This is a genomic window from Ignavibacteria bacterium, from assembly GCA_041649015.1.
Taxonomy (GTDB): domain Bacteria; phylum Bacteroidota; class Ignavibacteria; order Tepidaquicellales; family Tepidaquicellaceae; genus CAIKZJ01.
In genome coordinates this window covers 91,044-115,839 of sequence record JBAZNU010000007.1, presented here as the reverse complement: position 1 = coordinate 115,839, position 24,796 = coordinate 91,044, and the positions used below count along the sequence as shown (strand labels likewise).

The 24,796-nt window shown below is 36.5% G+C and carries 20 protein-coding genes; 4 read left to right on the top strand and 16 right to left on the bottom strand.

Annotated elements, in window-relative coordinates; translation table 11 throughout:
- Positions 1-29 precede the first annotated feature (29 nt).
- From WC644_11570 to WC644_11515, 12 genes are all read right to left on the bottom strand, one after another.
- Entirely contained in the window at positions 30-461 is a 432-nt protein-coding gene (locus tag WC644_11570) for an Hsp20/alpha crystallin family protein (protein ID MFA5012576.1), read from the bottom strand.
- Positions 462-956: 495 nt separating this feature from the next.
- Positions 957-2,426, bottom strand: coding sequence for an oligosaccharide flippase family protein (locus WC644_11565; GenBank protein MFA5012575.1), 1,470 nt, complete (start codon positions 2,424-2,426; stop codon positions 957-959).
- Positions 2,423-3,469 carry a hypothetical protein gene (locus tag WC644_11560; protein ID MFA5012574.1) on the bottom strand — a complete coding sequence of 349 codons (1,047 nt, stop codon included), beginning with the start codon at positions 3,467-3,469 and terminating at the stop codon, positions 2,423-2,425. Before WC644_11560 ends, WC644_11565 begins: the two co-directional genes overlap by 4 nt.
- Positions 3,462-4,199, bottom strand: a complete 738-nt coding sequence (locus WC644_11555; protein ID MFA5012573.1) for an amidohydrolase family protein — start codon at positions 4,197-4,199, stop codon at positions 3,462-3,464. The genes WC644_11560 and WC644_11555 overlap by 8 nt, the downstream gene beginning before the upstream one ends.
- Positions 4,196-5,110: a formyltransferase family protein gene (locus WC644_11550; GenBank protein ID MFA5012572.1), complete on the bottom strand. Its 915-nt coding sequence runs from the start codon at positions 5,108-5,110 to the stop codon at positions 4,196-4,198. Before WC644_11550 ends, WC644_11555 begins: the two co-directional genes overlap by 4 nt.
- On the bottom strand, positions 5,107-6,075 hold the full coding sequence (locus tag WC644_11545) for an NAD-dependent epimerase/dehydratase family protein (protein MFA5012571.1): 969 nt from the start codon (positions 6,073-6,075) through the stop codon (positions 5,107-5,109). Before WC644_11545 ends, WC644_11550 begins: the two co-directional genes overlap by 4 nt.
- A 10-nt stretch (positions 6,076-6,085) precedes the next feature.
- Positions 6,086-7,051: a hypothetical protein gene (locus tag WC644_11540; protein ID MFA5012570.1), complete on the bottom strand. Its 966-nt coding sequence runs from the start codon at positions 7,049-7,051 to the stop codon at positions 6,086-6,088.
- Positions 7,052-7,053: 2 nt separating this feature from the next.
- A complete protein-coding gene (locus WC644_11535; GenBank protein MFA5012569.1) occupies positions 7,054-8,721 on the bottom strand; it encodes a glycosyltransferase family 39 protein in 1,668 nt (555 codons plus the stop codon).
- Between the two features lie 42 nt (positions 8,722-8,763).
- Positions 8,764-9,660 carry a PorV/PorQ family protein gene (locus WC644_11530; protein ID MFA5012568.1) on the bottom strand — a complete coding sequence of 299 codons (897 nt, stop codon included), beginning with the start codon at positions 9,658-9,660 and terminating at the stop codon, positions 8,764-8,766.
- A 19-nt stretch (positions 9,661-9,679) separates the two neighbouring features.
- Positions 9,680-10,708 carry a hypothetical protein gene (locus WC644_11525; protein ID MFA5012567.1) on the bottom strand — a complete coding sequence of 343 codons (1,029 nt, stop codon included), beginning with the start codon at positions 10,706-10,708 and terminating at the stop codon, positions 9,680-9,682.
- Positions 10,709-10,720: 12 nt separating this feature from the next.
- Complete coding sequence (locus WC644_11520) at positions 10,721-12,331, bottom strand: hypothetical protein (GenBank protein ID MFA5012566.1); 1,611 nt, start codon at positions 12,329-12,331, stop codon at positions 10,721-10,723.
- A gap of 22 nt (positions 12,332-12,353) precedes the next feature.
- The gene (locus WC644_11515; protein ID MFA5012565.1) at positions 12,354-13,142 is read right to left on the bottom strand and encodes a hypothetical protein; all 789 of its coding nucleotides are present in this window, start codon (positions 13,140-13,142) and stop codon (positions 12,354-12,356) included.
- Between the two features lie 1,126 nt (positions 13,143-14,268).
- Between WC644_11515 and WC644_11510 the strand changes: the two genes are divergently transcribed.
- Complete coding sequence (locus WC644_11510; GenBank protein ID MFA5012564.1) at positions 14,269-16,116, top strand: T9SS type A sorting domain-containing protein; 1,848 nt, start codon at positions 14,269-14,271, stop codon at positions 16,114-16,116.
- Positions 16,117-16,193: 77 nt separating this feature from the next.
- Here the strand turns inward: WC644_11510 and WC644_11505 are convergent, their stop codons facing one another.
- From WC644_11505 to WC644_11490, 4 genes are all read right to left on the bottom strand, one after another.
- Positions 16,194-17,294: a serine hydrolase domain-containing protein gene (locus WC644_11505; GenBank protein MFA5012563.1), complete on the bottom strand. Its 1,101-nt coding sequence runs from the start codon at positions 17,292-17,294 to the stop codon at positions 16,194-16,196.
- Positions 17,295-17,594: 300 nt separating this feature from the next.
- Positions 17,595-17,783, bottom strand: coding sequence for a YwbE family protein (locus WC644_11500; protein ID MFA5012562.1), 189 nt, complete (start codon positions 17,781-17,783; stop codon positions 17,595-17,597).
- A gap of 2 nt (positions 17,784-17,785) precedes the next feature.
- A complete protein-coding gene (locus tag WC644_11495) occupies positions 17,786-18,673 on the bottom strand; it encodes an SDR family oxidoreductase (GenBank protein MFA5012561.1) in 888 nt (295 codons plus the stop codon).
- 485 nt (positions 18,674-19,158) lie between these two features.
- Complete coding sequence (locus WC644_11490) at positions 19,159-20,088, bottom strand: TerC family protein (GenBank protein ID MFA5012560.1); 930 nt, start codon at positions 20,086-20,088, stop codon at positions 19,159-19,161.
- Positions 20,089-20,304: 216 nt separating this feature from the next.
- On the opposite strand from WC644_11490, the gene WC644_11485 reads away from it, so the two are divergent.
- From WC644_11485 to nadB, 3 genes are all read left to right on the top strand, one after another.
- Positions 20,305-21,156 carry a hypothetical protein gene (locus WC644_11485; protein ID MFA5012559.1) on the top strand — a complete coding sequence of 284 codons (852 nt, stop codon included), beginning with the start codon at positions 20,305-20,307 and terminating at the stop codon, positions 21,154-21,156.
- 16 nt (positions 21,157-21,172) lie between these two features.
- Entirely contained in the window at positions 21,173-23,008 is a 1,836-nt protein-coding gene (locus WC644_11480; protein MFA5012558.1) for a M20/M25/M40 family metallo-hydrolase, read from the top strand.
- A 119-nt stretch (positions 23,009-23,127) separates the two neighbouring features.
- Entirely contained in the window at positions 23,128-24,795 is a 1,668-nt protein-coding gene (gene nadB, locus WC644_11475) for an L-aspartate oxidase (GenBank protein ID MFA5012557.1), read from the top strand.
- Position 24,796: the final 1 nt, after the last annotated feature.

The following is a 24,796-nucleotide window of genomic DNA, read 5'->3' as shown; positions in this document are numbered from 1 at the left end:
TCTTGTTAATTAGACGTCTTAATTTTAAATTACTTCACTTTTATTTCTTTAACAACGGGTTTTGCTTCTTCAACTTTTGGCAAAGTAACGATAAGCAAACCGTCTTTAAATTCTGCCTGAATATCATCAACCTTAATATCTTTTGATATATTGAAGGTTCTGCAAAACTCACCATAAACTATTTCATTCATCACAAGGTTCGTCTCTTCACTCTTATTTTCGACTTTCTTTTCACCTTTAACCGATAACAGATTGTTTTCAACTTCAATCTTTACGTTTTCCTTCGGAATACCGGGCATTTCAAGATTGATATGGAAATTATCTTTATCCTCAGTAATTCTGGTTCTCGGTCTGAAACTTGTAGCATCATTTATTTCAGACTTAAAGAACGGTGAATCAAAGATTGATTTGAAAGCATTGTCAAATAAATCATTTTCTCTTTTAAATTTGATTAAGTTCATTTTAATTATCTCCTATATTTAATTTTGGTTAAATTTTATAATTTACCCTATATATTACAAATGCCGTGCCAAAGTAATATGATTCGAAAATATGTTGTTTTATTTTTTGGTATGACAAAAAAGTCAGTAATTTGACAAAATCATCATTAAGTGGATGCAATTTTGTCAATTTTGTGACAAATATGCATCTAAGCAAATAGAGGTGGAATAAAGAGAAGCAAAGAATGTCTGATTTGTCACAAGAAAATGCTGAAAATTTTAAAGCCAATTAGAGACCAATTAAAAGCCAATTAGAGACTAATCAGAAAAATATGATTTGTGACAAAATATCACATAGAAATAGTGAGAATTTAGTGATAAAAAAATCCGGTTGTTTTTAAGGCAACCGGATTTGTTTTAATAAGAAAGGGTAATTCTTATTTTATCTCATCCATCTAATACAAACATAAGTATGTTATTATTAAATGTCAAGAGAAAAATTACTAAAGTTATACTTTAGGTGTTCTTTATAAGTATTGATTTTACAACACTTATATCGAACGCTTTGAATATCTTTGATAAAATAAGAAAAATAATTAACAGCAAAACTGAAATTATTATGAAAACCGAGTTTGATAACAGACCTTTGATTAATTGAGAAAAAGCAAAAAGAATAATTGAAAATAAGAAAAGAAGAAAAATCTTTTTTAATTCATATTCAATTCTATATATCTTCTGAGCGCGGTAGTAGAGAGCAACCATCATGACAAAATATGTAAACAGTGTTGACAGAGAAGCACCTAAAATACCGAAATGAATTATCAGTATGTAATTAAGTGTGATGTTAATAACAAATCCCAAACCAGAAACATACAGGAGTTCTTTGGTTTTATCAGCATAGAAAGGAGCTACGCTGAGTGCCGAATACAATCCTGAGAATACATACGCCATTAGAACATAAGGAATGATAATAAGTCCCGACTGGTAGCGGATATCGAGAAGTGAGAACTTACCGAATGATATTTTCACGATTGGTTCTGTAAAAAGAGAGAAGAAAAGAAAAAGGAAAAGTCCGATAAAGACGATATACGTAAAAATCTGAGAAACAATCTTTTTATTTTCGGGATTCTTTTCAAGATTAAGAAAATACGGCGTCCATGAGAACCTGAAAGCTGCTATAAGCAGGGACATTACAGAAGCGAGGCGGTAATTAGCACTGTATATACCGACAACTTCTTCGTTGAAAATATATTTAAGAAAGAACCTGTCGGAGACATCTATTAAAAGAATGAAGACACCTACGAATATAAACTTCACTCCGTAACTTACGAGCTTTTTAGCAAGCACGGCAGAAAAGTATAATGACAAATATTTTCGTGTAACGAGTAACCCTGCTATAAAAGTAACGACAACGGATATGATGTAACTGTAGAATATAGCTTCAACACCTAAGCCATAACTAATAATAAAAATGAAGTTGAATGTAACGTTTACTGCAAGAGAAAGAAGCGTCAGGAATAAGTATTGAGCGGCTTTAAGCTCAGCACGAAGAAGCAGCAAAGGGAACCTAAATAATGCATCCGTAAATAGTATTAATGAAAGAATCTTGATATACATCAATCCTTTCACAGGATCTTCGAATTCGAGCAGGGACGTTATACTTCCGGAGAGCAGATAAAGAACTAACGAAAACAACAATGATGAGGCAGTCAACATTATTAAAGTAGTGGAATAAATACTTTTCTTTTCGATTTCATTTTTGCCGTCGATAAATAGTTTGATAAAAGATGTTTCCTGACCGAAGAGATAGAAAAGAATTATGAACATCCACAAAGACTGAACGATATTGTAAGCACCGAGTTCTGAGGGTGAAAAATAAAAAGTGTATAATGGAAGAAGAACGAAAGATATTGCTTTATTAGCAAGAAGCCCAATCCCATAAATTGTTGTTTGAGAGAACAATTCCTTTATGTTTTTCCCGCTCAAATATTATTCTCCCTGTAAAGCTGCTCGAGCTTTGCGTTAACAGATTCATAAGAATGATATTTTTCAACCCATTGTCTTCCATTGAGTGAAACTTCTTTCAGTGCAGTAACATTTTCGATATAATATAAAATTGTACTTTTCAAATTATTTATAGCACAAGATATAAAAGGATTTTCGGGAAGGAAATCAAGATACTCATTGGAAAATTCAGTTATAGTAGGAATACCCATAGCCAGATTTTCGACGGAATTCTTTCCATACCCAGAACCGCCGAGTTCCCCACCGACCTGATCAATAGAGAGATTACAGGTTTTCTTCATTTCAAGTAGTTTTTCACGACTTATATTTTCAGCAAGTATAAATTCAAAGTTATTAGTCTTCTTAATTTCATCTATTACTTTTATAATTTTATCTGTTCCTTTGAAAAGTCTGTTTGTAGGAGAATGAATAATTCTGAGTTTATTCAATTCAGAGAATTTGTATTCAACTTTATTAACATCATAGGGGAAGAACAAATAATGAATATTCTGATGCAGATGAAGGTGGTCGTACTCAACGGTAAGGTTAAGGTCACTCATATCATCAAGTTCTTTAAACACTCCCCTGCTTCTAAGGTCGCTGCCGAAATAACAACACACAATCTTTTTATTACGTCTTTTTAATTCTTTCGCAAACCGCAGGTCACGAAAAAAATCCATACCGCCGTCGAAATGATAGACATCGTAGTCATAAAGTTTATGTTTATCAATCAGTGCTGTAATCTTTGAGCGGTTTTTAAAATCTCTTAGTTTAAAGTATGTACTTTCAAGAAAATTTTTCGGTTTATAATGTTTAAGTCCTCCAATTTTAGAGTCGCGCCATAGTTTAGCGGCTTTATTAACAGGAAGCCTGAAGTTGAGCGAAATATCTTCTTCGAAGTTCAGAGTATTTTGATACATTGTAACGAGACGGGATGTATGCCCTGCCTGTGCCTGCATCTGCATGAATCCAAAAGGCATTCCAGCAAAGTTTTGAGGAGCAATATGTAATATTTTTTTACCCAATATTTAAAAGCCGAGAGATATTACCATAGAAAATCAATTCTTTTTCTTCATCAGAAATATCAAGACTTTCAACTATAGGAATATACATTTTTGGCAGTCCGAGGTTATAATCACTTCCGAATATTACTTTATCGGCGCCGACAGTTTTAACAACCTGATTAACGAAATAGAACTCACGAACTGATTCTGTTCCGAGATAAATGTTTTCAGCACCACTTTCTTTAACGCTTTTAGCGCAGCCTGTACACAAAGCGGGCTGGTCGCCGCCTAGATGTGCAAGGATAACATTCAAGTCAGGTCTTTGTTTAGATAGTGTTATTGGAAAATCATAACTTGCAACTTCTTTCCATCTGCCGCAATGAACGATAACGGGTACCTTCAAATCAACAGCAACATCCAAGTATTTCTGATAAGACTTATCAAGAACATTCTTTCTTTGGAATGAGGGATGGATTTTAAAACATTTTATGTAACTGCTGTTTTTATCAATAAATGTATCGAGGTTTTTATCATCAGGATTTATCCAACAGGCAAAATGGAAAGTAAATCCCTTTTGATTCAGAATATCATTTAAAAGTTTTTCGTTTTCGAAAGTATCGCAGGGCATAGCAACAGCTGATGATATGCCGGACTCTTTCATTACAATCGCCGCTTGTTCGACAGTAGATTCATAATTCAGAAAAACATCACTCCATCTACCTATATGTACGTGTCCGTCAATAATTTTCATTTAAACACATCTCCCTTTTTAAAAGAATTTGCAAAATCCACTTTTTCATTAACGTTGTTTCTAATATCATAAACCATCAACAAACCGTTACCGGTATTCACGACGATAAAATCACTGTTAGCATCAACAATACATCCATGCATTTCATTATTCTTATTTGAGAAGACCGGTTTTGCCTTATTGAAGAGATAAGGAATATTATTAAGCATTGAAAAGGCGCACGGATAGGGCGAAGACATTGCTCTAATTTGGTTGAATATCTTTTTATTGCTAAGAGACCAGTTAATCTTTCTTTCCTCATCGGACAACTTCTGCCAAGGAGAATATTTTTTTGATGAATCCTGAGGTTTGAACAATTCTGTTTTACCCATTCTAAGAAGTTCAACACCTTCTCTTACCAACAGAGCGCTGTGGATAGAGCACTTGTAATACACAGAATTAACGTCATCATCTTCTTCAATGATGATTTCCTTTTCAAGAAGAATAGGACCAGAGTCGACACCCGAATCAATTTTGTGCAGGGTAATAAACTGAGAATCATTTCCATCCATAATAGTTCTTGAAATAGGTGCTCTCCCCCTATATTCAGGCAATTTACCGCAATGCAGGTTAAGGATTCCGAACTTAGGTGCACTATAAATATCCTTTTTAATAATCTCCATAAAACCGACTGAAACCCCGAGTTCGACTTTGGAAATATCATCCTTTAGTTCGTAGATTTTATCTGTATTAACAAGTTTAACAGAATTGGTTTTGCAAATCTCTTCCAGCTTGTCATAAAACTTTTCTTTATAGTCATCATATAAATACGATTTATGAGTGACTACAAATTCCGGTATCTCATTCATACTGATAAGATCTATCAGAGTTCTGAGACTCATACCCCCAAAAGCCAGATAAAAGAATTTCATTTGCTAAAGTATTTTTTATACCATTTAAAAGTTCTAACAATACCTTCATTAAGGTCAATTTTGGGTTTATACCCGAGAAGGTGTTCAGCTTTATCGATAGTAGGGATACGCAGTTCGACATCAACATAGTTTTTCGGAACATATTTTATTTTTGACTTTGTATCGCAAAGCTGGATTATCTTTTCAGCAAGAGATGTGATGGTAACGGTACCTTTAGGATTGCCTATATTAAATATCTCACCAACAGCATTCTTCTTTGTTAATGCAAGCATGATACCGTCAATCATATCGTCGATATAGCACCAAGAACGAATCTGGTCGCCGTCGCCATGAATCTCGATATTCTTGTTAAGAACTGCATTTTTTATGAAAATCTGAATTGCCCCCTCCCCTATCTGTCCGGGTCCGTAAATATTGAAAGGACGGATAGACAATGCGGGATAGCCTCTTGTCTTGTAGTAACTGTAGATAAGGTGCTCACCGGAAACTTTACTGATAGAGTATGTCCAGCGTCCTTCGCCAACGGGAGCGACATTAGTGTTTGATTTTTCGGGAGACTTGTATGAATATGCGCCGAGAACTTCACTCGTAGAAAAATTAAGCACACGTTCGAGTTTACTGCTATACTTTTCAATTGCCCTAACAAAGTTAAAAGTACCGAGGACGTTGACTTCCATGGTTTTGATGGGATTATGAATAACAGTATCGACACCAGCAACAGCGGCAAGATGTACAGCAATTTGAGGTTTAAAGTCTTCGGCAGCTTTCTTTAAAAAATTTAAGCTGCAGATATCACCTTTTACAAGTTTAACATTTTTCTTGTTAATGTTTTTATACTTCAACGAATCACGGATTAACAAATCATAAATAAGCAATTCATTGTTATTACTCAGCATTTCGGCAAGTTTACTGCCAATGAATCCACCGCCTCCTGTTAATAAAATCCTTTTATTCTTAATTATCATATAAATAAGTTTATAATTTTAAAGTATAACTTTTTCTTAGGAAACCATCTGCCCTGAATTTCTTTTTAAAATCAAACAAACCCTGAAGAAGCCTGTCATCAACGCTTGAAGTACCAATATCATAAATTCTAAAATTCTTTTCCTTTGACCACTCGATAGAAAAATAAAGAAGATAATCGGATACCCTGTTCCTTTTATGCTCTTCATCGGCAGCAAGGTAGAAGTTTAAGACCACGTCTTTTTTAATGAGGAAGAGAGTACAAATTCCTACGATTTCATTTTCAATTTTTGCCGTGAACAGTTTTATTTTGTCGGGGAGATTATTCTTAAGAAAGACAAGTTCTTCGAGTGAATGAGTCGGTACGACATTTTTCAATTCCCTGTTTGAATGAAGAATGTTATAAAAGTCACCGAGGCTTTTTTCAGAAACGACATCTTCAATAAGGTCGATTTCAATAATTTCGGCTGACTTTTGAATAGACCGTTTTTTAGAGTTTTTTAACTTCTCGAACTCAAACGAGCTGAGGTCTATTATATTTGTGATAGCATATTTGTTTATGGAAAACCCTTCGGAAAGCAGAACGTATTCATATTCCTCGTTCGTGTGTAAACGATAGAGGAAAGGAGGATTCCTGATTATACATTTTGTAAATCCATTTTCAATAAGATAATTTTTGAAAAGATTAATAACATTATTCATATCATTAATCTTAATTTTATCCGTCCACATAAACCCGCCAAAGCTCACTCCGTCGCATGAGACATAAACTTTTTCATCCTTCTCAATTCTCTCATTTCCGTTGAGAATAGCAATAGTCTTATACTTATCTTTAAAAGCCAAGTGATGCCATTTAATACCCTTATTAAACTTATCATTATACTCAAGGAACTTTCCATCAAAGAACATATTATAGTTTGAGGAAAGAAAATCTCTCCATTCGGCAGAGCTGTTAATATTTACTCTAATAATTTCCAATGTTATTTCCTGTAAAGTTCATAACCAGAAGTTTTCATGATTAACTTATAGCTATCATCAATTATCTTCTTTGAGTCAAAATAATTGCTTCTGTTAATATAATCTTTTTCAACGATAATATTTACGTTATTCCCTATTCCTTTAATTACAGACTTTATACTATCAAGACCATTCTTTGAATCAAGAAAAATAAAATCATATTTTGTATTAGTCCAGCCCAAATCAAGACCGTTAAAATAGAAACTGAACTGCGGATTATGCCTATAGTTCGAGGCAACGTATATGAGCTTATTAAATCCACTTTTTTCAATCTCGGACTTCACTTCCGTAATCCTGAATGAATTTTCCCAGAACGGTATCTTCACCGCGTATAGAATATTTATGAAGAAAAGGAACACGAGGATGAATGTATAGAACATACGCGAAAGAGAATAACTTCTTTTAACGTAGAAAAATATTATTACAGCCGAAAGGACAAACCAACCTACTGACAATGAAGCAACCAAGGGCAGTGTGTTTGAATTAAGAGGGAATGAAAGTTCAATCCTGAAATAATTCAGCACAGCCCAGAATATATTAAAAGCAGTTACAATAAGCAGAATAATTTTTTCTTTTAAGCCGAGAGAGTCCAAGACCTCAAGATAGTTACCAGCGATAAAGACACCTGGGGTAAGAATAAGCAGAATATAAACTTCGAGTTTTGTTTTAAAAAGTGTAATTATAATAAATCCAATAAGAAACCATACGAGAATAAACAATTCTTTTCCGGGGAGTCCGCGAAAAGTTTTAAGTTTTCTGAATGCACCAAAAAGGATGACAGCACCGAACGGCAGGATTGTCAGCAAATAGCTGATATGATAAATATAACCAGAGCCCTTTGTGTTATGCTCAACTCCAAACAGGGCACGCTCATAAATGTGATAGAAGAAGAAATAGTTAAAGAACTCCCAGCCGTACTTTACGAACATGTAGGCATGCCAAGGGGCAGCGATAATAATACCGATGGCGGTTAAGATAATCAAATGTTTTATGGAATACTTCATTTTATCTTTTGACAGAATAAACCACAAAAAGACTGCCATAGGAATAAAGAAGCCTACAAGAATTTTAATCATGAGGCAGAGACCAAAAACGATGCCGCTATAATAGTTATATTTATTTTCGCCCGTATCAAGAAATTTCAGAAAGAACCAGAATGACAGGAGAATCAGGAATGTATAAGGAATATCAAACTGAAAGCGTTTTGAAAATATATTAAATATAAGATTACTGCAAAAAATGACAGCGGCAATAATGCCAGCACGGGGAGAATAGACATTATTTCCAATTAACATGATAAGCCAAAGAGACGCAAGACCAAAAATAAAGATGAGACCTTTGAGAACAATGTTATTCATTCCAAAAACTGAAGTAACCGCATATCCAATCCAGATTAACAGCGGAGGATGCGAACCAGAATAGAATTTTCCGACAGAATGCTGACTCTGATCGATTATATCGCCTGATTCCTGAACAGAAAGCACGCGTGTAGCGTACATACCTTCATCCCATGGCTGGATATCAGTTGTAACAATGGAATGAAGTTTAATAAGCACCAGAAAAATGACGAGGAAAAGATATACATATTTCATATTCTTTTCCTCGTCAAAATATTTTAAGATACTCGTCATTTAGTCTTATTCTTCACGAAAGACACAACACAATGTTTATGGTTAAAAATTATATCCCAGAGAGAGGGAGTTTCCAGATCCGAATCCTGTTGAATACGGCTGGAAGGCATAATCGAGATATAAAGATTTATATTTAAATCCAACGCCTGCTGTGAAGCCTTTGTTATCGTATCCGGACATATAACCTACCCTAAGGAATACGAAATCCTTGTAGCCGCCTTCGGCACCGAAATGACCATGGAAATTACCGCCGTCAAGTACCTTGTAACCGTCAACAGCGCCTGTTAAACTGAGGTTATCCTTTTTATAATTATAACTTGCACCGAACCTGAGCGAGGTCGGCATTTTTGTTTCTGAATTTTTAAGAGCATTCATAGAGCCTACGTTAGACAAGACAGCTGCAAAAGAGAAATTATTATACATATAGTTCGCACCGAAATCCATACCGAAACCAGAAGCTTCGTCAATATAAATCTTTTCGTACAATAGTTTTCCTGTTATACCCACGGCAAGATTTTTATAAACCTCATAACTTAAACTAATACCGCCTGAGAAGTTATCAGCATTGAATTTTTCGAGGGGTGCCCCGGGGGTATTACGCACCTCTATATCGCTGATAGTTGTTTTAAGCAGACCGATACCTACACCGAATTTTTTAATTCTGAACTTAGCACCGACATAGTTTGTAGTCATATCGAGCATTGTTTTATTAAACATTGCGGTTACATTACCGTTTTCGTTGGCATTCATACGCGCGGGATTGTATATAAATGCAGTACCATCGTCAGAAAGTGAGCTAAAGGCTTCGCCCATAGCGATAGACCTTGCGCCGATACCGAGTTTCAAGTAAGCCAGACCAGTATTTGCAGCTCCATCATTCTGAGAAAAGACAGGAGCCGTATAAACAAGAACTATTATTAATAAAATTAATTTCTTCATCTTTTAAAATATAAAATGATTATTTGAACTTAAATGCAATTCCAATATTCTGCATAGGTTTGTGAGTATATGGTTCGTACTGAAAGCTGTAATCAACACCGAGTATTATACTTTCAGAAAAAGACTTTGATAAAGAAATGCCAGCACCCGGTTTAATATTTCCCCAGAAATCGTCAGTGTTTAAATCCATTCTATCAATACCCGCTCTGACTTTTACGTAATCGTTTAAATTAATTTCACCGCCAAGTCTTATTGTGAAATTCATTTTCTGATCGCTTTTTGTAACAAGACCGAGGGTATCTTTAACTTCGAACTTTGGGTTTATGTAAGTGCCCACACCAAGAGAAACTACCCCCAGATTTTTGGGCAGGCTGTAAGTAGCACCTGCATCAACGATTGTGGGGAACGGATTTTCAGTTACGGTACCATTAACAGAGCCGTAAACTTCCGAAGTTTCCCATTTGTATTTAACACCGAGGTCGCGAACAGCAAGTCCGATGCTTAAATCCTTTGCCGCAAGGTACGTTGCACCGAGGTCTATACCGACCCTTGAATTTGTAACATCTTCATAAAGTTTTGAAAGATACATTTTAAAACCCATACCCACTGATAGCTGCGGCGAGAGCATGAATCCCATTCCAAGAAGGAGTTGATTCTCGTAAGTAGAAAGCATACCGAGAGAACGTCCGTCATTATCCCGGCCATCTATATCGGATACGCCAGCATTTATCCATGACAGGCTGATACCGGCTGTCTGCTTACCGTTTGAGAGTTTAAACTGTTTAGCAAAAGAGACAAAATTAAGTTTTCTGTCAACGGACATAAAAGTATAACCGACATTTACTATTCCCTGCTGCTGAAAAACGCTCAGGGATGGATTGTAATAACCGAAGACATCGCCGAAAGCGTCGGAAACGAGAGCGTTACCCATCGAAAGGCCGCGAGCACCAAAACCGAGTCTTGCAAATGCTCCTGCATAACTGCCAAGCTGAGCATTAGCAGTACCTGCAAATATCAAGAGTATTATTATATATAAGTATTTTCTCATAATCATAAAATTTTATTGCATCAAAATAATTTTGCCCCAGAGCGGAGTATCGTCGTCAATTTCAACTCTGTAGAAATAGACTCCGTTAGCGATAACATATCCATCGTTATTTTTTCCGTCCCAGATAGCGAACTGTTCATTAGTACCGGTACGCGGGGCGTTCTGAATGACAGTCCGCACCGGATTCATACCGAAATCAAATATTTTGATAGTAACTTTTGAGCTTGTTTTACCTGTAAGGTAGAAAATTCTTGTAACCTCAGTCGCCGGAGAGAAAGGATTCGGAGCGGCATAAGTCTTTATATCTGAGCCAGAGTTTATACATGCACTTGCGCGGAATATTTTCCATGGGGAAGCCCATGCGATCCCGGTTTCACGAGTTCTGAGCAAGCCGTCCGTTCCTCCGATATATAAAGTATCTCCGACATGATTTCCGGCATAGAAATTTGTTGCTTTACAAACATCTTTTGTGATGGGGTCGGCAATCAAGGAAGGTTTAGACCAATCGAAGACACCAAACCTTGCACGCCACAGACCAGCGTCTGTAAGACCATAAACGGTCGAATCTTTGGAAAATATTCCATTCGGCGAAAAACCGTTTAGAGTGTAAGACCAGACCTGACCCCTGCTTGCAGTAAAACTCAGGGCATTAACTTCGTTGTTATCTTCGGCTCTTCGTGTTGCAGCCCAGATTATTTCCTGAGAGCCATATCTTTGGACATGAAGACTTACTACAAAATTACCTGCGACTCTGTTTGTACCGCTGCCTGAATTTTGATTAGTATATTTTCTCCAGCTAATACCCCAGTCGGAAGATATATTAATTCCGTTCGCAGTACCGACAACAATAGTAGAATCGTTTACTGATTTAACCGAAAAGGCACGATGATTCAGATTATCGCGAGGGTTTAAAGCAAAAGTATATGTACCTCCGGTATATATACTATCGAGGTTATCCGGCGGCAGGAGTACGCGTGTCCAAGTAGCACCGTAATCGGTTGATTTTCGAAGACCTCCTGCAAAAGAAGTAATCCAGATGGTATAGTTATTTAAATCGTTTTTTGTTTTTGTGATGGTAATATCATAAGAGAGATTCTGTTGTCTAACGACGACGGGCAAAGAATACAATGTGTTAGAACCATAAACGATAGCAGTATCATACAGACCGTCAACGGGTTGAGAGAAACCAGTCCACGAGTACCCGTAGTCAGTAGAAACTTTTATACCCGTACCGGTGGGTACGCTTTCACCGCTAATTTGCTCGCTAACAGCCGTACCGACAGCAATGACATTATCTTTAAGAGCAAAACCTGCGATATCATCATCACCGAAAGGCTGAAGACCTACATAGTAATCGAATGAATTAAACTTATCGCGAGTACGCATAATACCGCTGCCTGTAGCGAACCATACAGTATCGCCGTTTTTGTAAACATCGGTAATGAAGTTACTAATCGGGCAAATTCTGTTATGCGGAGTAACTACGGTGCTCTGGATATTATCCAAATCCTGTTTTACGTATGACTTATTAAAGTTACCGAGCATAAAACTTTCGGGTATAGACTGACCGTAAAGGTTCAGACTAAACGCCAAAAGAAACAACAACAAAATTCTATTCAACATATAAAATTATTCTTTTTTTAAATTAAGGTCTAACAAATTTAATACTATCCCAGACACCTGTACTAACAGCATCGGAGCGGTCTTTTGCAAAGAACTGGTATTTATAATAACCGTAGAGTGAATCGGGAACAGCTGGTGTAACAGGATTAGTCAGGCTCCAGCTGCCTGATGGATTTAACGTCATTGGTATTGAGCCGCCGGGTATAATGAATCCTGAAGGTCTGTAAGCAAAAAAATAGACTTCTTTGATGTCACAGTTACCGTCGGGGTCAATTGCCTGCGCGTATAATGTTATATCAAAATAACCAGAAACGGGACGTACGACACTGTCAGGAATAGCTAAATTACTTATAGAAGGAGGAGTGTTAGCAGAATTTCTAACGTACAATGGAAGATTAACCTGACTGCTAAGAAGCCCTGCTTCATTTTTAGCAACAACCTGAATGGTATAGTTTCCGACTATCAGGCATGAGATACCGGAGGCACTTACATTTTTCGAATACTGCTTACCGTTCGAGACTTCCTGAACAAAATTAAGAGCAAAAGAACCGAGTGAAGAGCCAAGCGGGTCAACGAGTACACAATTGACTGACGCTATCGGGCTGCCGTTATTTTCATTCGCAACAACAGTTAAATCAAAAGAAATATTCGGAGATGCTGAAGTTGTTGAGACAGTATCGGTTGATTTTGAAACGTTAATAATAACGGGTGAATCATACGACGGGTCAATAACATTATCATTTTTCTTTTCGCATGAAATAAATGCAAACGATACCATCAAGAGCATCACAAAAATTAAGCTTTTAAACATAAAAATATTCATACCATTGGTTTAAACAATATTTAAGTTATAAAAATAAAGATTAAAATAAAACACAGTTTAGAAGAAAACTTGGAAAAAGGATTTAGGGTATAAGATTCAAGATCGGGTAAAAGTGTTTTCGATTGTTTCTCGACGGTTTCTCGATTGTTTCTCGATGGTTTCTCGATTGTTTCTCGATGGTTTCTCGATTGGTTCTCGATGAAGGCTCGAAGTAGGCTCAATGAAGGCTCGATGGGTAATAACCTTCAAAACGCAAAATTTAGTGATTAACTGAGGATAAAGTCAGTATTAATTAGCAGGAATGGTCAAATTAACAGGAGACAAATTCAAGACCAATTAAAAGCCAATTAAAGTCTAATTAAGACCCAAGCATGACCCGAGCAACACCCGAGTAACACCCGAGCAAAACCCAAAGTAATCGAGAAATACACTAGAACGTGGCTGAAAACAGTCAAATTTCTAATACTATTTCAGCAAATCATAAAACTGCAGAGCAAATCTATACACGCCCATCTATTATATATCACAATAAAAGTAATAATTTGGACAGGGAAAAAAGTGCAAAAATTTTTGCATGACATGGTTTAACCGAGAGAAATTAATAAAATCGAAGGGGTAAAAATTTTTGCACTAAATAAACGTGGCACAAATACAAAAAATGTTGTGATTATAAGTAGGTGGGGGTGATTAGTTGTCAGTTGTTGGTTGTCGGTCTTAATTTATCAGAATATCAAATGAGAATTGGAGTTTATTTTATAGTTCATTATATAGTTTAATATAAATGTTTAGACAGAAGCAGTTATAATGTATCTTTAGCAGATTTTTAACGTATATTTATAAACAATAGTTACAAATTGCTTTCTGAGAGTAAAGGTAGAAAGTACAAAGGATTTCGAATAAAGATTAAATATATTAAAGAAATTTATTGATAATTAGAATTTTTTATTATAACCCTTTGAATAAGGGAAATCAAAGTTGTTTAGAGATTGTTTTTTAAGACATAAATAAATATATTTAAAACTAAGTCTCGGTTAAAATTGATTTTTTAAATTGAAATTTTAACATCAAAATTTTAACATTTTAAATAATTTTTTATAAACCAAATTAAAAAGCTATGATGAAGAAAGTATTATTTGTTCTGACATTAGGAATGGCTGCATTGTTTGCTTTTAACACAGTAAGCGCACAATTTAGTCAGGCAGAATTAAATTTCCTGAACACACAGTTCAAAGTTGAAAGAATTGGTGATGCCGTAGTAGGTGTAAGAGTTGACGGAATGCCGAATACATACGGATTACCTTCAGTAAAAGATTTCTTAAAGAAATTTAAATCATCACCGAACAAATCTACAAATGACATAACAGTAACGCTTGTAGATATTGGAGCAAGAACGCTGTATGATTTATGTTCGAACGGTTCACCTGTACAAATCTGGCAGGATCCAGCAAATCCGGATTTAGTGCACGCGGTATTTGTTCACAGTCCAATGGGTGACCCGCAGCCAGGTTTTGCGGGCAGACGCAGCAAATATTATTACTCGACTGACAGAGGTGCAACATGGACGTTTATAACAGACGTACCAAGTGTCAGGAGCGGATTTCCGGCGATTGACGGTTTCGCAGATGGTTCTGCATTAGTGGTTAACCATTCAGACGTAGGTAAAGCATATAAAGATTTAGGCTCAGGACTGGGCGGTTTTACAGAGTTAAACGCCCCAGGAAACAGAGGATACATTTGGCCGAGAGCAGTATCGACAACTGATTTAACATTAACAAACAAATTCGTATTTGTTGGTTCAATCAGTGGAATGGATTCAACGAGATGGAACACATGCACAGACGTTAACGCAACACCTGGGACCTGGATTGGCTGGACAACAATACCTTCAGACGCAGCTGAAACATATTCGTTAGCAAGAGGAGCTGACGGAAGAATCGGAATGGCATTCAAGAATAATGATAGTATGCAGGTGAATGATTACGGAGATGTCTGGTTTATAGAATCAACGGATAACGGTACATCTTTCAGTGCCCCATTAAAAATATATGATGCAGATTTCACGACGGACAGTTTAGGGTGCATAAGAGGTGTCAGTATAGTTTACAAGGGAAATGCACCAGCGGTTGCATTCGAGACTGTAAAACAAACACAAGCCGGAACATTCTTCCCCGGAGCACCAGCAAAGATAAGATTCTGGTCGAATACATTACCCGGATCAGACCCGAACAGAAGTATAATAATTGCAGATACGAACAGAGTAGGATACCATCCTTATGTTGGAATTAACGACGTATTATCATCATTAGGACGTCCAAACATAGGTGTATCAGCAGACGGAAATGCATTATTTGTGGCATTCATGGTACCATCGGATTTTGGCGGCGGAGTTGACACAACAGTATTCTGTGACATATGGCTATCAGCATCGCAAGACGGCGGTTTAACATGGCCTGTACTTGGCAAGTTAAATCCGGCAGATCCAATTAAAGACTGGAGATACGTCAGCGTATCAAAATGGAATGACAATTCCGGAACAGACTACTATGTAAACATGGTTACATTAAGAGGTCACGTTCCAGGCTCGTACGTAAACGGAGTAACGTCAGGTATGCCGGAATCAAACGAAGAATACTGGAGCTTAAGAGCAAAGGTAACATTCGGTTCAATTTCAATCAGCGACCCAACGGGAGCCATACCGACGAATTATGCATTATCACAGAACTATCCTAATCCGTTTAATCCAACAACGACAATAAAGTTCCAGATTCCTCAGGCAGGATTAGTAAAGTTAACGGTGTATGATTTACTCGGAAGAGAAGTAGGATTACTCGTCAACACTCAATTAGCAGCAGGAAGTTACAACTATGTATTTGATGCAAGCAAACTGACATCGGGTGTATATCTGTACAAACTTGAAGCAGGAAACTTCTCAGAAGTAAAGAAGATGTTCCTTGTTAAATAAAGATTCGATAATTAAAATTTATACTAAGAACCCCGGTTATGCCGGGGTTCTTTATATACAGAAAGACTCAATTGAAATTAATTACCTATTATTTGTCTGAAAGCGTCAGAAAAATATTCCACAGGAGTATTATCTTCGCGGTTTGTAAGAATCAGCATGGATATTTTTTTCTGCGTATGGTATAGAAAGTGCGAGTTATAGCCGTACATGTTTCCCGGATGTCCAATCCAATTTCCTGCTTTCATAACCTGAAAACCGTAATGATCATTGACCCAATTAAAACGCTCAGCTTTCATTTGTTCAGAAAGGAATGAACCATCAGCGACAATCTTAGACCATATTTTCATGTCAGAGAATTTTGAAATTATAGCGCCTGCTGTGTATCCCCAAGAAGGATTCCAGTTTGTTGCTTCGGTCAGGGGACCAAATGCAGCAGAATATCCATGAATATAAGGAGATGGAAGGAATATGGTATTGGGCCAGAAAGTATTCAGCAAACCAATCCGCCGTATAATTTTGCTGAAGATAACTTCATCGGCTTTCATACCAGTAACTTTTTCCATAAGAAGACCGAGAAGGACAGTGTTAGTATTACAATACTCATAATCTGCATCGGGTGGAAAATTAACAGGATGCCTGAAGGCGATAGCAAGGAGAGAATCGGGTGTATAAGATTTAGTGAAACCGCTTGCTGCAAAATCAGCCCAGAAAGGTCCATCGTCGGAATAATTAAATAATCCGCTTTTCATCCTTCCAAGCATGCGGATAGTAATCAGATTACCGTTAGGAATGTTATATTGCGGGAGATAGTAAGTGATTGAACTATCGAGATTAATTTTTCCTTCATCGACAAGCATAAGAACAGCGAGACCGGTAAACGGTTTTGAATTGCTTGCGATACGGAAATAATAGTCTTCATTCATTAGTTCGCCTGTAAGAAGATTACTTACGCCTCTTTTCAAGACTAAATCAACTTCGCCTTCCGCTGAAAAAATCGCCATCATACCCGGGGTACTGATACGCATAAAAACACTGTCAGCAGCAAAACTGAGTTTAGACTTTAATTCATCCGTAAGAACCACAGACTGCGGATTGACGGGATTGCTGTTTTCATCTTCCGTGCATGAGAAAAGAGTTACACTGAAAGCAACCAAGAAGATGTAAATGAGTTTTTTCATTTATAGTTATAATTATTTGGGGGAACAAATTTGTTAAATCTATAATAATTTGGTTTATTATGAAATACAATAATTTAAGGTTAAAATACGGAATTTAAGAAATCCATTCATATTTATAGAATTAAAGAAGTAAGAAATGCTGGGTTTGATTGATGGACAATATAGAACACGTATTTTTGATAATGTGATGGAATTACACGGATTCAGGAAAGCAAATAATTACATCAGATATTTGCGGTGATGCAGCCCCTGAGTTTTCGGAATAATTTTATACGTTGACTCTTGTCAACGCGAAATAATTTAGAAGATTTTTTTGATTCTGCCAATTTCATTAGATTCGAGACGGACTTTTATACCATGGGGATGTGATTTACTTTTAGTAAGAATTTTTGAAACAATGCCTTCAGTGAATTCACCTGAGCACTGGTGATGTTTCTGAACTATGAGAACTTTCCGACCTATAAGCAGTTGATTTTCTTTGTTCTGCAAAATTATCCAATTCCCCTATCGCAAATTTGCTTTATAACATCGGAGAAGTTTTTCTGGCTGAAACCGAAACGTCTCAATTTATCTATATTCAATGAAACATCAGGAACCTGCGGCAGTCCTTCTACTGATTTGCAGGAGATCTCATTAATTAGAGAAGCATCGAAATTAAAATATTCGCATAGTGCTTTACCGATGTCTACACGGGAGACTCTATCAGCTCCTCCGAAGTTCAGAACTTCATTACGAATGTTCATTTTCAGTAAATCGTTTATCATGTCAGCGGAATCGAAAAGCGACAGTGGAGTCCTGTACTGATCACGGAAAAGGTTGACTTTGACATTCTCTTTAAGTTTTTCGTAGGTAAGATGAAAGTTATTACGTGAATGATTTTTACCGAAACCAATGAGCAATGCGGTGCGAAGAATAATATAGTTATCAGAATATTTCTGAACGGACAACTCCCCCATGAGCTTAGATTCAGCGTACAAAGTAAGCGGGTTAAGATTACTTTCTTCGCTGAGCATACCGCCTTTAACGCTTTCATAAACAAGGTCGGTTGAAGTATAGATGAGCTTAGCGTTGAAATCATTACAAAGCTGAGCGATAAGTTCTGTTGCTTCAACATTGAGAAGATAAACGTCATCTCTTGATAACTTAGCACACTGTTCGGGACGAGAATAGCAAGCGGTATGTATAACTGCCTCGGGTTTGAAATTATTGAAGTAAGAAGACATCTTAGCCCAGTCGCGTATATCTGCATTCAGGGAATTAAAATTTCTACAGTTTCCTTTATTGTCATTGTAAAGAGTTAATATTTCATTTTCTTCTGATATTTTCTCGTTTAGGTACTGACCGAACAGACCGCTACCACCTGTTATTAAAACCCGCATAGAACAAGATTAATTTATGCGTAAATTAGGAAACGCAGGATTAATTTTAAAGTTGAAAATGTTTATTATTATTTTACGGAGAGCACACGATGCGGAAAGACCAAACAAATGAAAAGATACTATCACAGAGTAAACAGAGTAACAAGTTCTGCAAACAAAGAATGAGATATTATGATCAAAAATTTTTACCGAAAGGAACGCAAAGTACTCAAAGTATGCAAAGCTCGCAAAGAGAGCATAAAAAATCATCGGTTCTTTTTCTATTGAAAATGTTTGTTTATTTCACACAATTTTCAATCGAATTATCAAAGAAAAACTAATTTATTTTAAGAACAAGAAATTATACAAAAGAGTCTGAAAGGAGGTATCGGAAGCAAAGAGAATACAAAACAAGCATTAAATAGTAAGATGTCGACACAAATAGTAATTTCAATGTAGTCATACCTTCCTAAGCAGAGCTTAGGAAGGAAAGCAATTTAACAGGTCTACACAGATTCGGGCTTCGGTTTTTGTTTAATAATTAGTGATGCAAGAACCGAGATTGCAAGAATTGCGATAATAATACCGAGCGATAAAGAAATAGGAAATTTGTAAAAATCTACAATCATCATTTTTATACCGACAAAAACAAGAATTACTGATAAACCGATTTTCAGAAAACGGAAATATTTCATCACACCTGCCAGAGCGAAATAGAGGGAACGCAAACCGAGAATAGCGAATACGTTGGAAGTATAAACAATAAATGTATCGTTTGTGATAGCAAGGATTGCGGGAATAGAATCTACAGCAAAAACAAGGTCGGTAAACTCAATCACGAGAAGAACGACAAACATAGGTGTAGCATATTTCTTAGCATCAATTTTAACGAAGAACTTATCGCCGTGATAATCATTGGTTACCGGATATAATTTCTTAAACAAACGGACAAGAATGTTTTTATCGGGTTCGATATGAGTATCTTTCTGGAACAACATTTTAACGCCAGTAAAAATAAGGAAAGCCCCAAACAAATAAACGAGCCAATGAAATTTTGCAAGCAAAGCAACCCCTGAGAAAATGAGTATAACCCTCATAATGAGAGCTCCAAGGATACCCCAGAAAAGAATCTTATGCTGATATTTAGGCGGTACTTTGAAGAAAGAGAAAACGAGAATAAAAACAAAAATATTATCGACACTAAGAGATTTTTCAAGAACATAACCCGTAAAAAATTCGAGTGCTTTTACTTTACCCATGTATTCATAAACTCCGTAATTGAAAATCAAAGCAAGAGAAATCCAAACGAAGCTCCAAATAAGGGCTTCTTTAATGTTTACTTCGTGTGATTTACGATGAAACACACCAAGGTCGAGAGCGAGCATAATTAAAACGAATAAATTAAAACCAATCCAAAGATAGTGGGTATCAATCATATTTTATATTAATTTGAAATTAGTAAACAAAATTGACGGGATAAAGTTCGAGAATTTCGGAATTAGGTAAGAATTTATTTACGGATAAAACAATTAATTATATTTTATCAGTACGGAAATCACTGAATTTTACAGGTAAAAATGATGTTGATAAGGATAGAATTAAATAACTGCATTTATTATGTTTATCAGTTGTTTAAAACCGGAGAAAGTTAAATGGACGAAAATACACCCACAAAAATCGAAAATAAGAGTCACTGGTCATTCAGAATTGTATTTTACTGGATCTTAGCATTCGCAATAACAGCAGGGTCAGCATATTACCAACGCCTGACAGGACCTACATATCCCGAAAGCGGAGCTGCATCATTTCAAGGAAAGGAGATTAAGTATAAGTTTGACAGAAGTTGTGACACATCAAAACTTGTTAAGGTAAAGCTTGAGAATATTGATACGGGAATTAAAGGATATATAGAGTACAGAAGATACGATACAAAAGACGATAAAACACTCGTTGAAATGAAGTATGAAAACGGAACATTAACGGGTGAATTTCCAGCAGAAAAGGACAAAGTTTATAAAACTCCTGCACAAAAATTTGAATATAAAGTATTAGTATTAAAGGACGATCAGAAGACAGAAATACCGAGTAATCCGGTAGTATTGAGGTACAAAGGCGACGTTCCGATGATTGTTCTGATTATACATATTATACTAATATTTACAGCGATGCTGGTATCGACAAGAGCCGGATTTGAGTTTTTCAACAAAGAACCAAACTTCAAAAAATTCGCATTATGGTCATTAGGCCTCATAACAATCGGCGGGATGATACTTGGACCGGTGGTTCAGAAGTTTGCTTTTGGAGAGTTATGGACAGGAATACCATTTGGAATAGACTTAACCGATAATAAGACACTCATCGCATGGATTATCTGGATAGCAACAACTATACAAGTTTACAGGGGTAAGAATCCAAGGAAATGGATACTTATTGCATCGCTTGTAACACTAATAATTTTCAGCATACCGCATAGTGTTATGAGCGGGAACACACCAAACAGTTAATAAAAACAAATAAATAATGAAGATTAAAAATTTATTAATATTACTTCTAACATTCATTTCCGGGGCTGTATATTCCCAGAATGCGATTGAGAATGTAAGAAGCAATGAAATAACAAAAGAAGAGATATACGAGCACATAAACTATCTTGCATCGGAAGAACTTGAGGGCAGATATCCAGGGACGCAGGGTGACATACTTGCGAGGGAGTATATAAGCAGAGAATTTGAGAAGTACGGATTAATACCAAAGGGCGACAGTGCTTTCATACAAAGATTTGATATGAACAATGGAGTTAAAAAGGGCAAAGCTAATACTGTAAAGTTTTTTGATAACGGAAAACAGGTAAGCATTAGCGAATCAGATTTTACTCCGTTAGGATTATCATCAAACGGAAAAGTAAAAGGGGGTCTGGTTTTTGCGGGATACGGAATAAACGCTCCGATGCTCGACTACAGTGATTTTAAAGACGCAAACGGAAATAAAATTGACGTAGAGGGAAAAGTAATTATAGTTATGAGATACTCTCCTACTACGATGAATCCGAATAATGACAAGCTCGCAAAGTTTGAAGAATTAAGAACGAAGATTGCCTCGTTTAAAGATTTAAAACCCGCGGGTGTAATCATAATAACACCGCCAATAAATTCCACTTCAAGCAATGCTGATATACTGATGGACGTAGGGTTTGACATGGTTTCACAGAATGCAGGCATACCGATTATTAATACTAAGAGAGACATAATAGAATCATTCTTAAAACAAAGGGGATATGACTTAAGCAAGATTCAGGAAGAAATAAACAACGGTATTAAACCAAATTCATTTGAGATTATGGGAGTATCGGTTGAATACGAAGTTGACCTTGAAAAAAATATAGCCAAGACGGGAAATGTAGTGGGACTTCTGGAGGGCAACGATCCTGTTTTGAAAAATGAAGTAATCGTAATTGGTGGTCACTTCGATCATTTAGGATACGGCGGACAGAATTCGATGTACAGAGGAAAGGACAAATTGCCGCATGTAGGTGCTGATGACAATGCATCAGGAACTTCGGGAGTACTTGAGATTGCCCAAAAGCTATCCTCAGAAAATAACAAGCTAAAAAGAAGTGTTTTATTCATTTGTTTTACAGCTGAGGAGGAAGGATTAATCGGGTCTTCATATTTTGCAAAATCGGATGAATTCAAGAATTATAATATAGTTGCAATGTTGAACATGGACATGATAGGGAGGCTTAAAGATGATAAATTAATAATAAACGGAACCGGTACATCCACATACTGGACACCTATGATTGAAGAGCTAAACAAGAAATATAATTTTAAAACGTCGATGAATCCTGAGGGTTTCGGACCTTCAGATCATTCGTCTTTTTATGCAAAGGATATACCCGTACTGATGTTTTTTACCGACTTACATACTGATTATCACAAACCGACAGATACACCTGATAAGATAAATACAGAAGGGCAGCAAAAGGTACTGAACATGGTTTATGATATGGCATATGACCTGAGTACGAGAGACGTGAAACCTGAATTTACCAAGGTAGCTGTAAAGGAAGAAAACAAGGGTGAAAGAAAGTCTGTAAGAGTATATGTAGGAACGGTTCCTGATTTCAGTTATTCTGATGCGGGTTACAAGATATCGGGTGTTCAGTCAGGAAGTCCTGCGGAGAAAGCGGGAATACTTGCAGGAGATATAATGATAAAATTCGGTGACAGGGAAATTAGTAATTTGTATGATTACACAGCGGCTTTAGGTGAATATAAACCCGGACAGGATGTAAATGTAGTTGTAAAAAGAGGAACAGAAGAAATATCTGTTGTTGTAAAATTAGGCACAAAATAAATTTACAAATATATTTAAACAAAAGAGGCTTTCATACCGGAAGCCTTTTTTATTGACATATAAGGAATTAAGACATTTTACATTTCAAATACGTTAATTAAGATGTATTTTTAAAATATATGATAACTGATTTTTTAATTGTAGGAAGCGGTATTGGAGGACTATCTCTTGCTTTGAAGCTGAGCACTTTAGGGAAAGTGCTGATTGTAACGAAGAAGAGAAAAGCCGAATCTAATACAAATTACGCTCAGGGAGGAATAGCCTCAGTACTTGCGGATGATGATAACTTTGAACTTCACATACAGGATACTATGTCATGCGGAGGAGACCTTTGCCATCTTGATGCGGTAGAAAAGATTGTTAAAGAGGGTCCTACAAGAATATACGAACTGCTTGATTTAGGAGTTAAATTTACACAGGAGAACGGGAGGCTTTTGCTCGGCAAAGAGGGCGGACATACAAAAAGCAGGATAGTACACGCAAGAGACCTGACAGGGAAAGAAATTGAGAGGGCTTTACTTCACGAGGTTTCGATAAATAAAAATATCGAAGTACTTGAATACCACTTTGCGATTGACCTGCTCACGAAAAGGAACCTGAAAAAGAACAAAGAAGAATTAGGCAAAAGATACAGACACACCAGAAAAAACAGAGAAAAGAATGCATGTTACGGGGTTTACGCATACAACATCAAACGAAAGAAAGTCGAAAAGATTGTGTCAAGAAATACAATACTGGCAACGGGTGGATTAGGTCAAGTATATTTACACACGACAAATCCTGCAATAGCAACAGGCGACGGTTTTGCGATGGGATACAGAGCGGGATGTGTCGTTGAGAATATGGAGTTTGTACAGTTTCATCCTACATCTCTGTATGAGAAGGAAATAGATGATGACACGCAGGTGTTTCTTATATCCGAAGCTGTGAGGGGAGCGGGTGCGGTTTTAAGAACAAGGGACGGAAAGGAGTTCATGCACAAATATGACAAGCGGAAATCGCTCGCACCGCGTGATATTGTAGCTAGGGCAATTGATAACGAAATGAAAAAGAGCGGAGACAAGTTTGTATATCTTGACACAAAGCCGATAGGAGCGGAAAAAGTCAAGCAACATTTTCCGAATATATACAAGACGTGTCTCACTAAAGGAATAGACATCACGAAGGAAATGATACCTGTAGTCCCTGCGGCTCACTACGCATGCGGAGGAATAACAACAGACCTTAACGGGAGGACTTCATTAAAAAATCTATTTGCCTGCGGAGAAGTGACGATGACAGGAGTACACGGAGCGAACAGACTTGCCTCAAATTCGCTGCTTGAAGCGGTTGTATTTTCAGATGCGATATATAAGTTTATTAAGAAAAATATTAACGCGATTTATTCAAAGAGCAAGAATGGAAACGGAATCAGAAAGTTACATAAAGAAATATTAGACTGGAATGAAAAGGGAACGATAAATGCAGATGAATGGGTTTTAATATCTCATGACAAGAGAGAAATAAAAGAATTAATGAACGATTATGTCGGGATTGTGCGAAACACAGTGAGACTACAACGTGCATTCAGAAGAATAAAAATGTTGAGGAATGAAATAAAGGATTATTACAGACGAACAAAAGTAACTGTTGAAATACTTGAATTAAGGAACCTTGTTTTAGTTGCATACATGATAATTGAATCTGCGATTAAGAGAAAAGAATCAAGGGGACTTCACTACATGCTTGATTACCCGGAAAGAAATGACAAAGAATTTAAAAAAGATACAAGGCTGGTAAAATATTAAG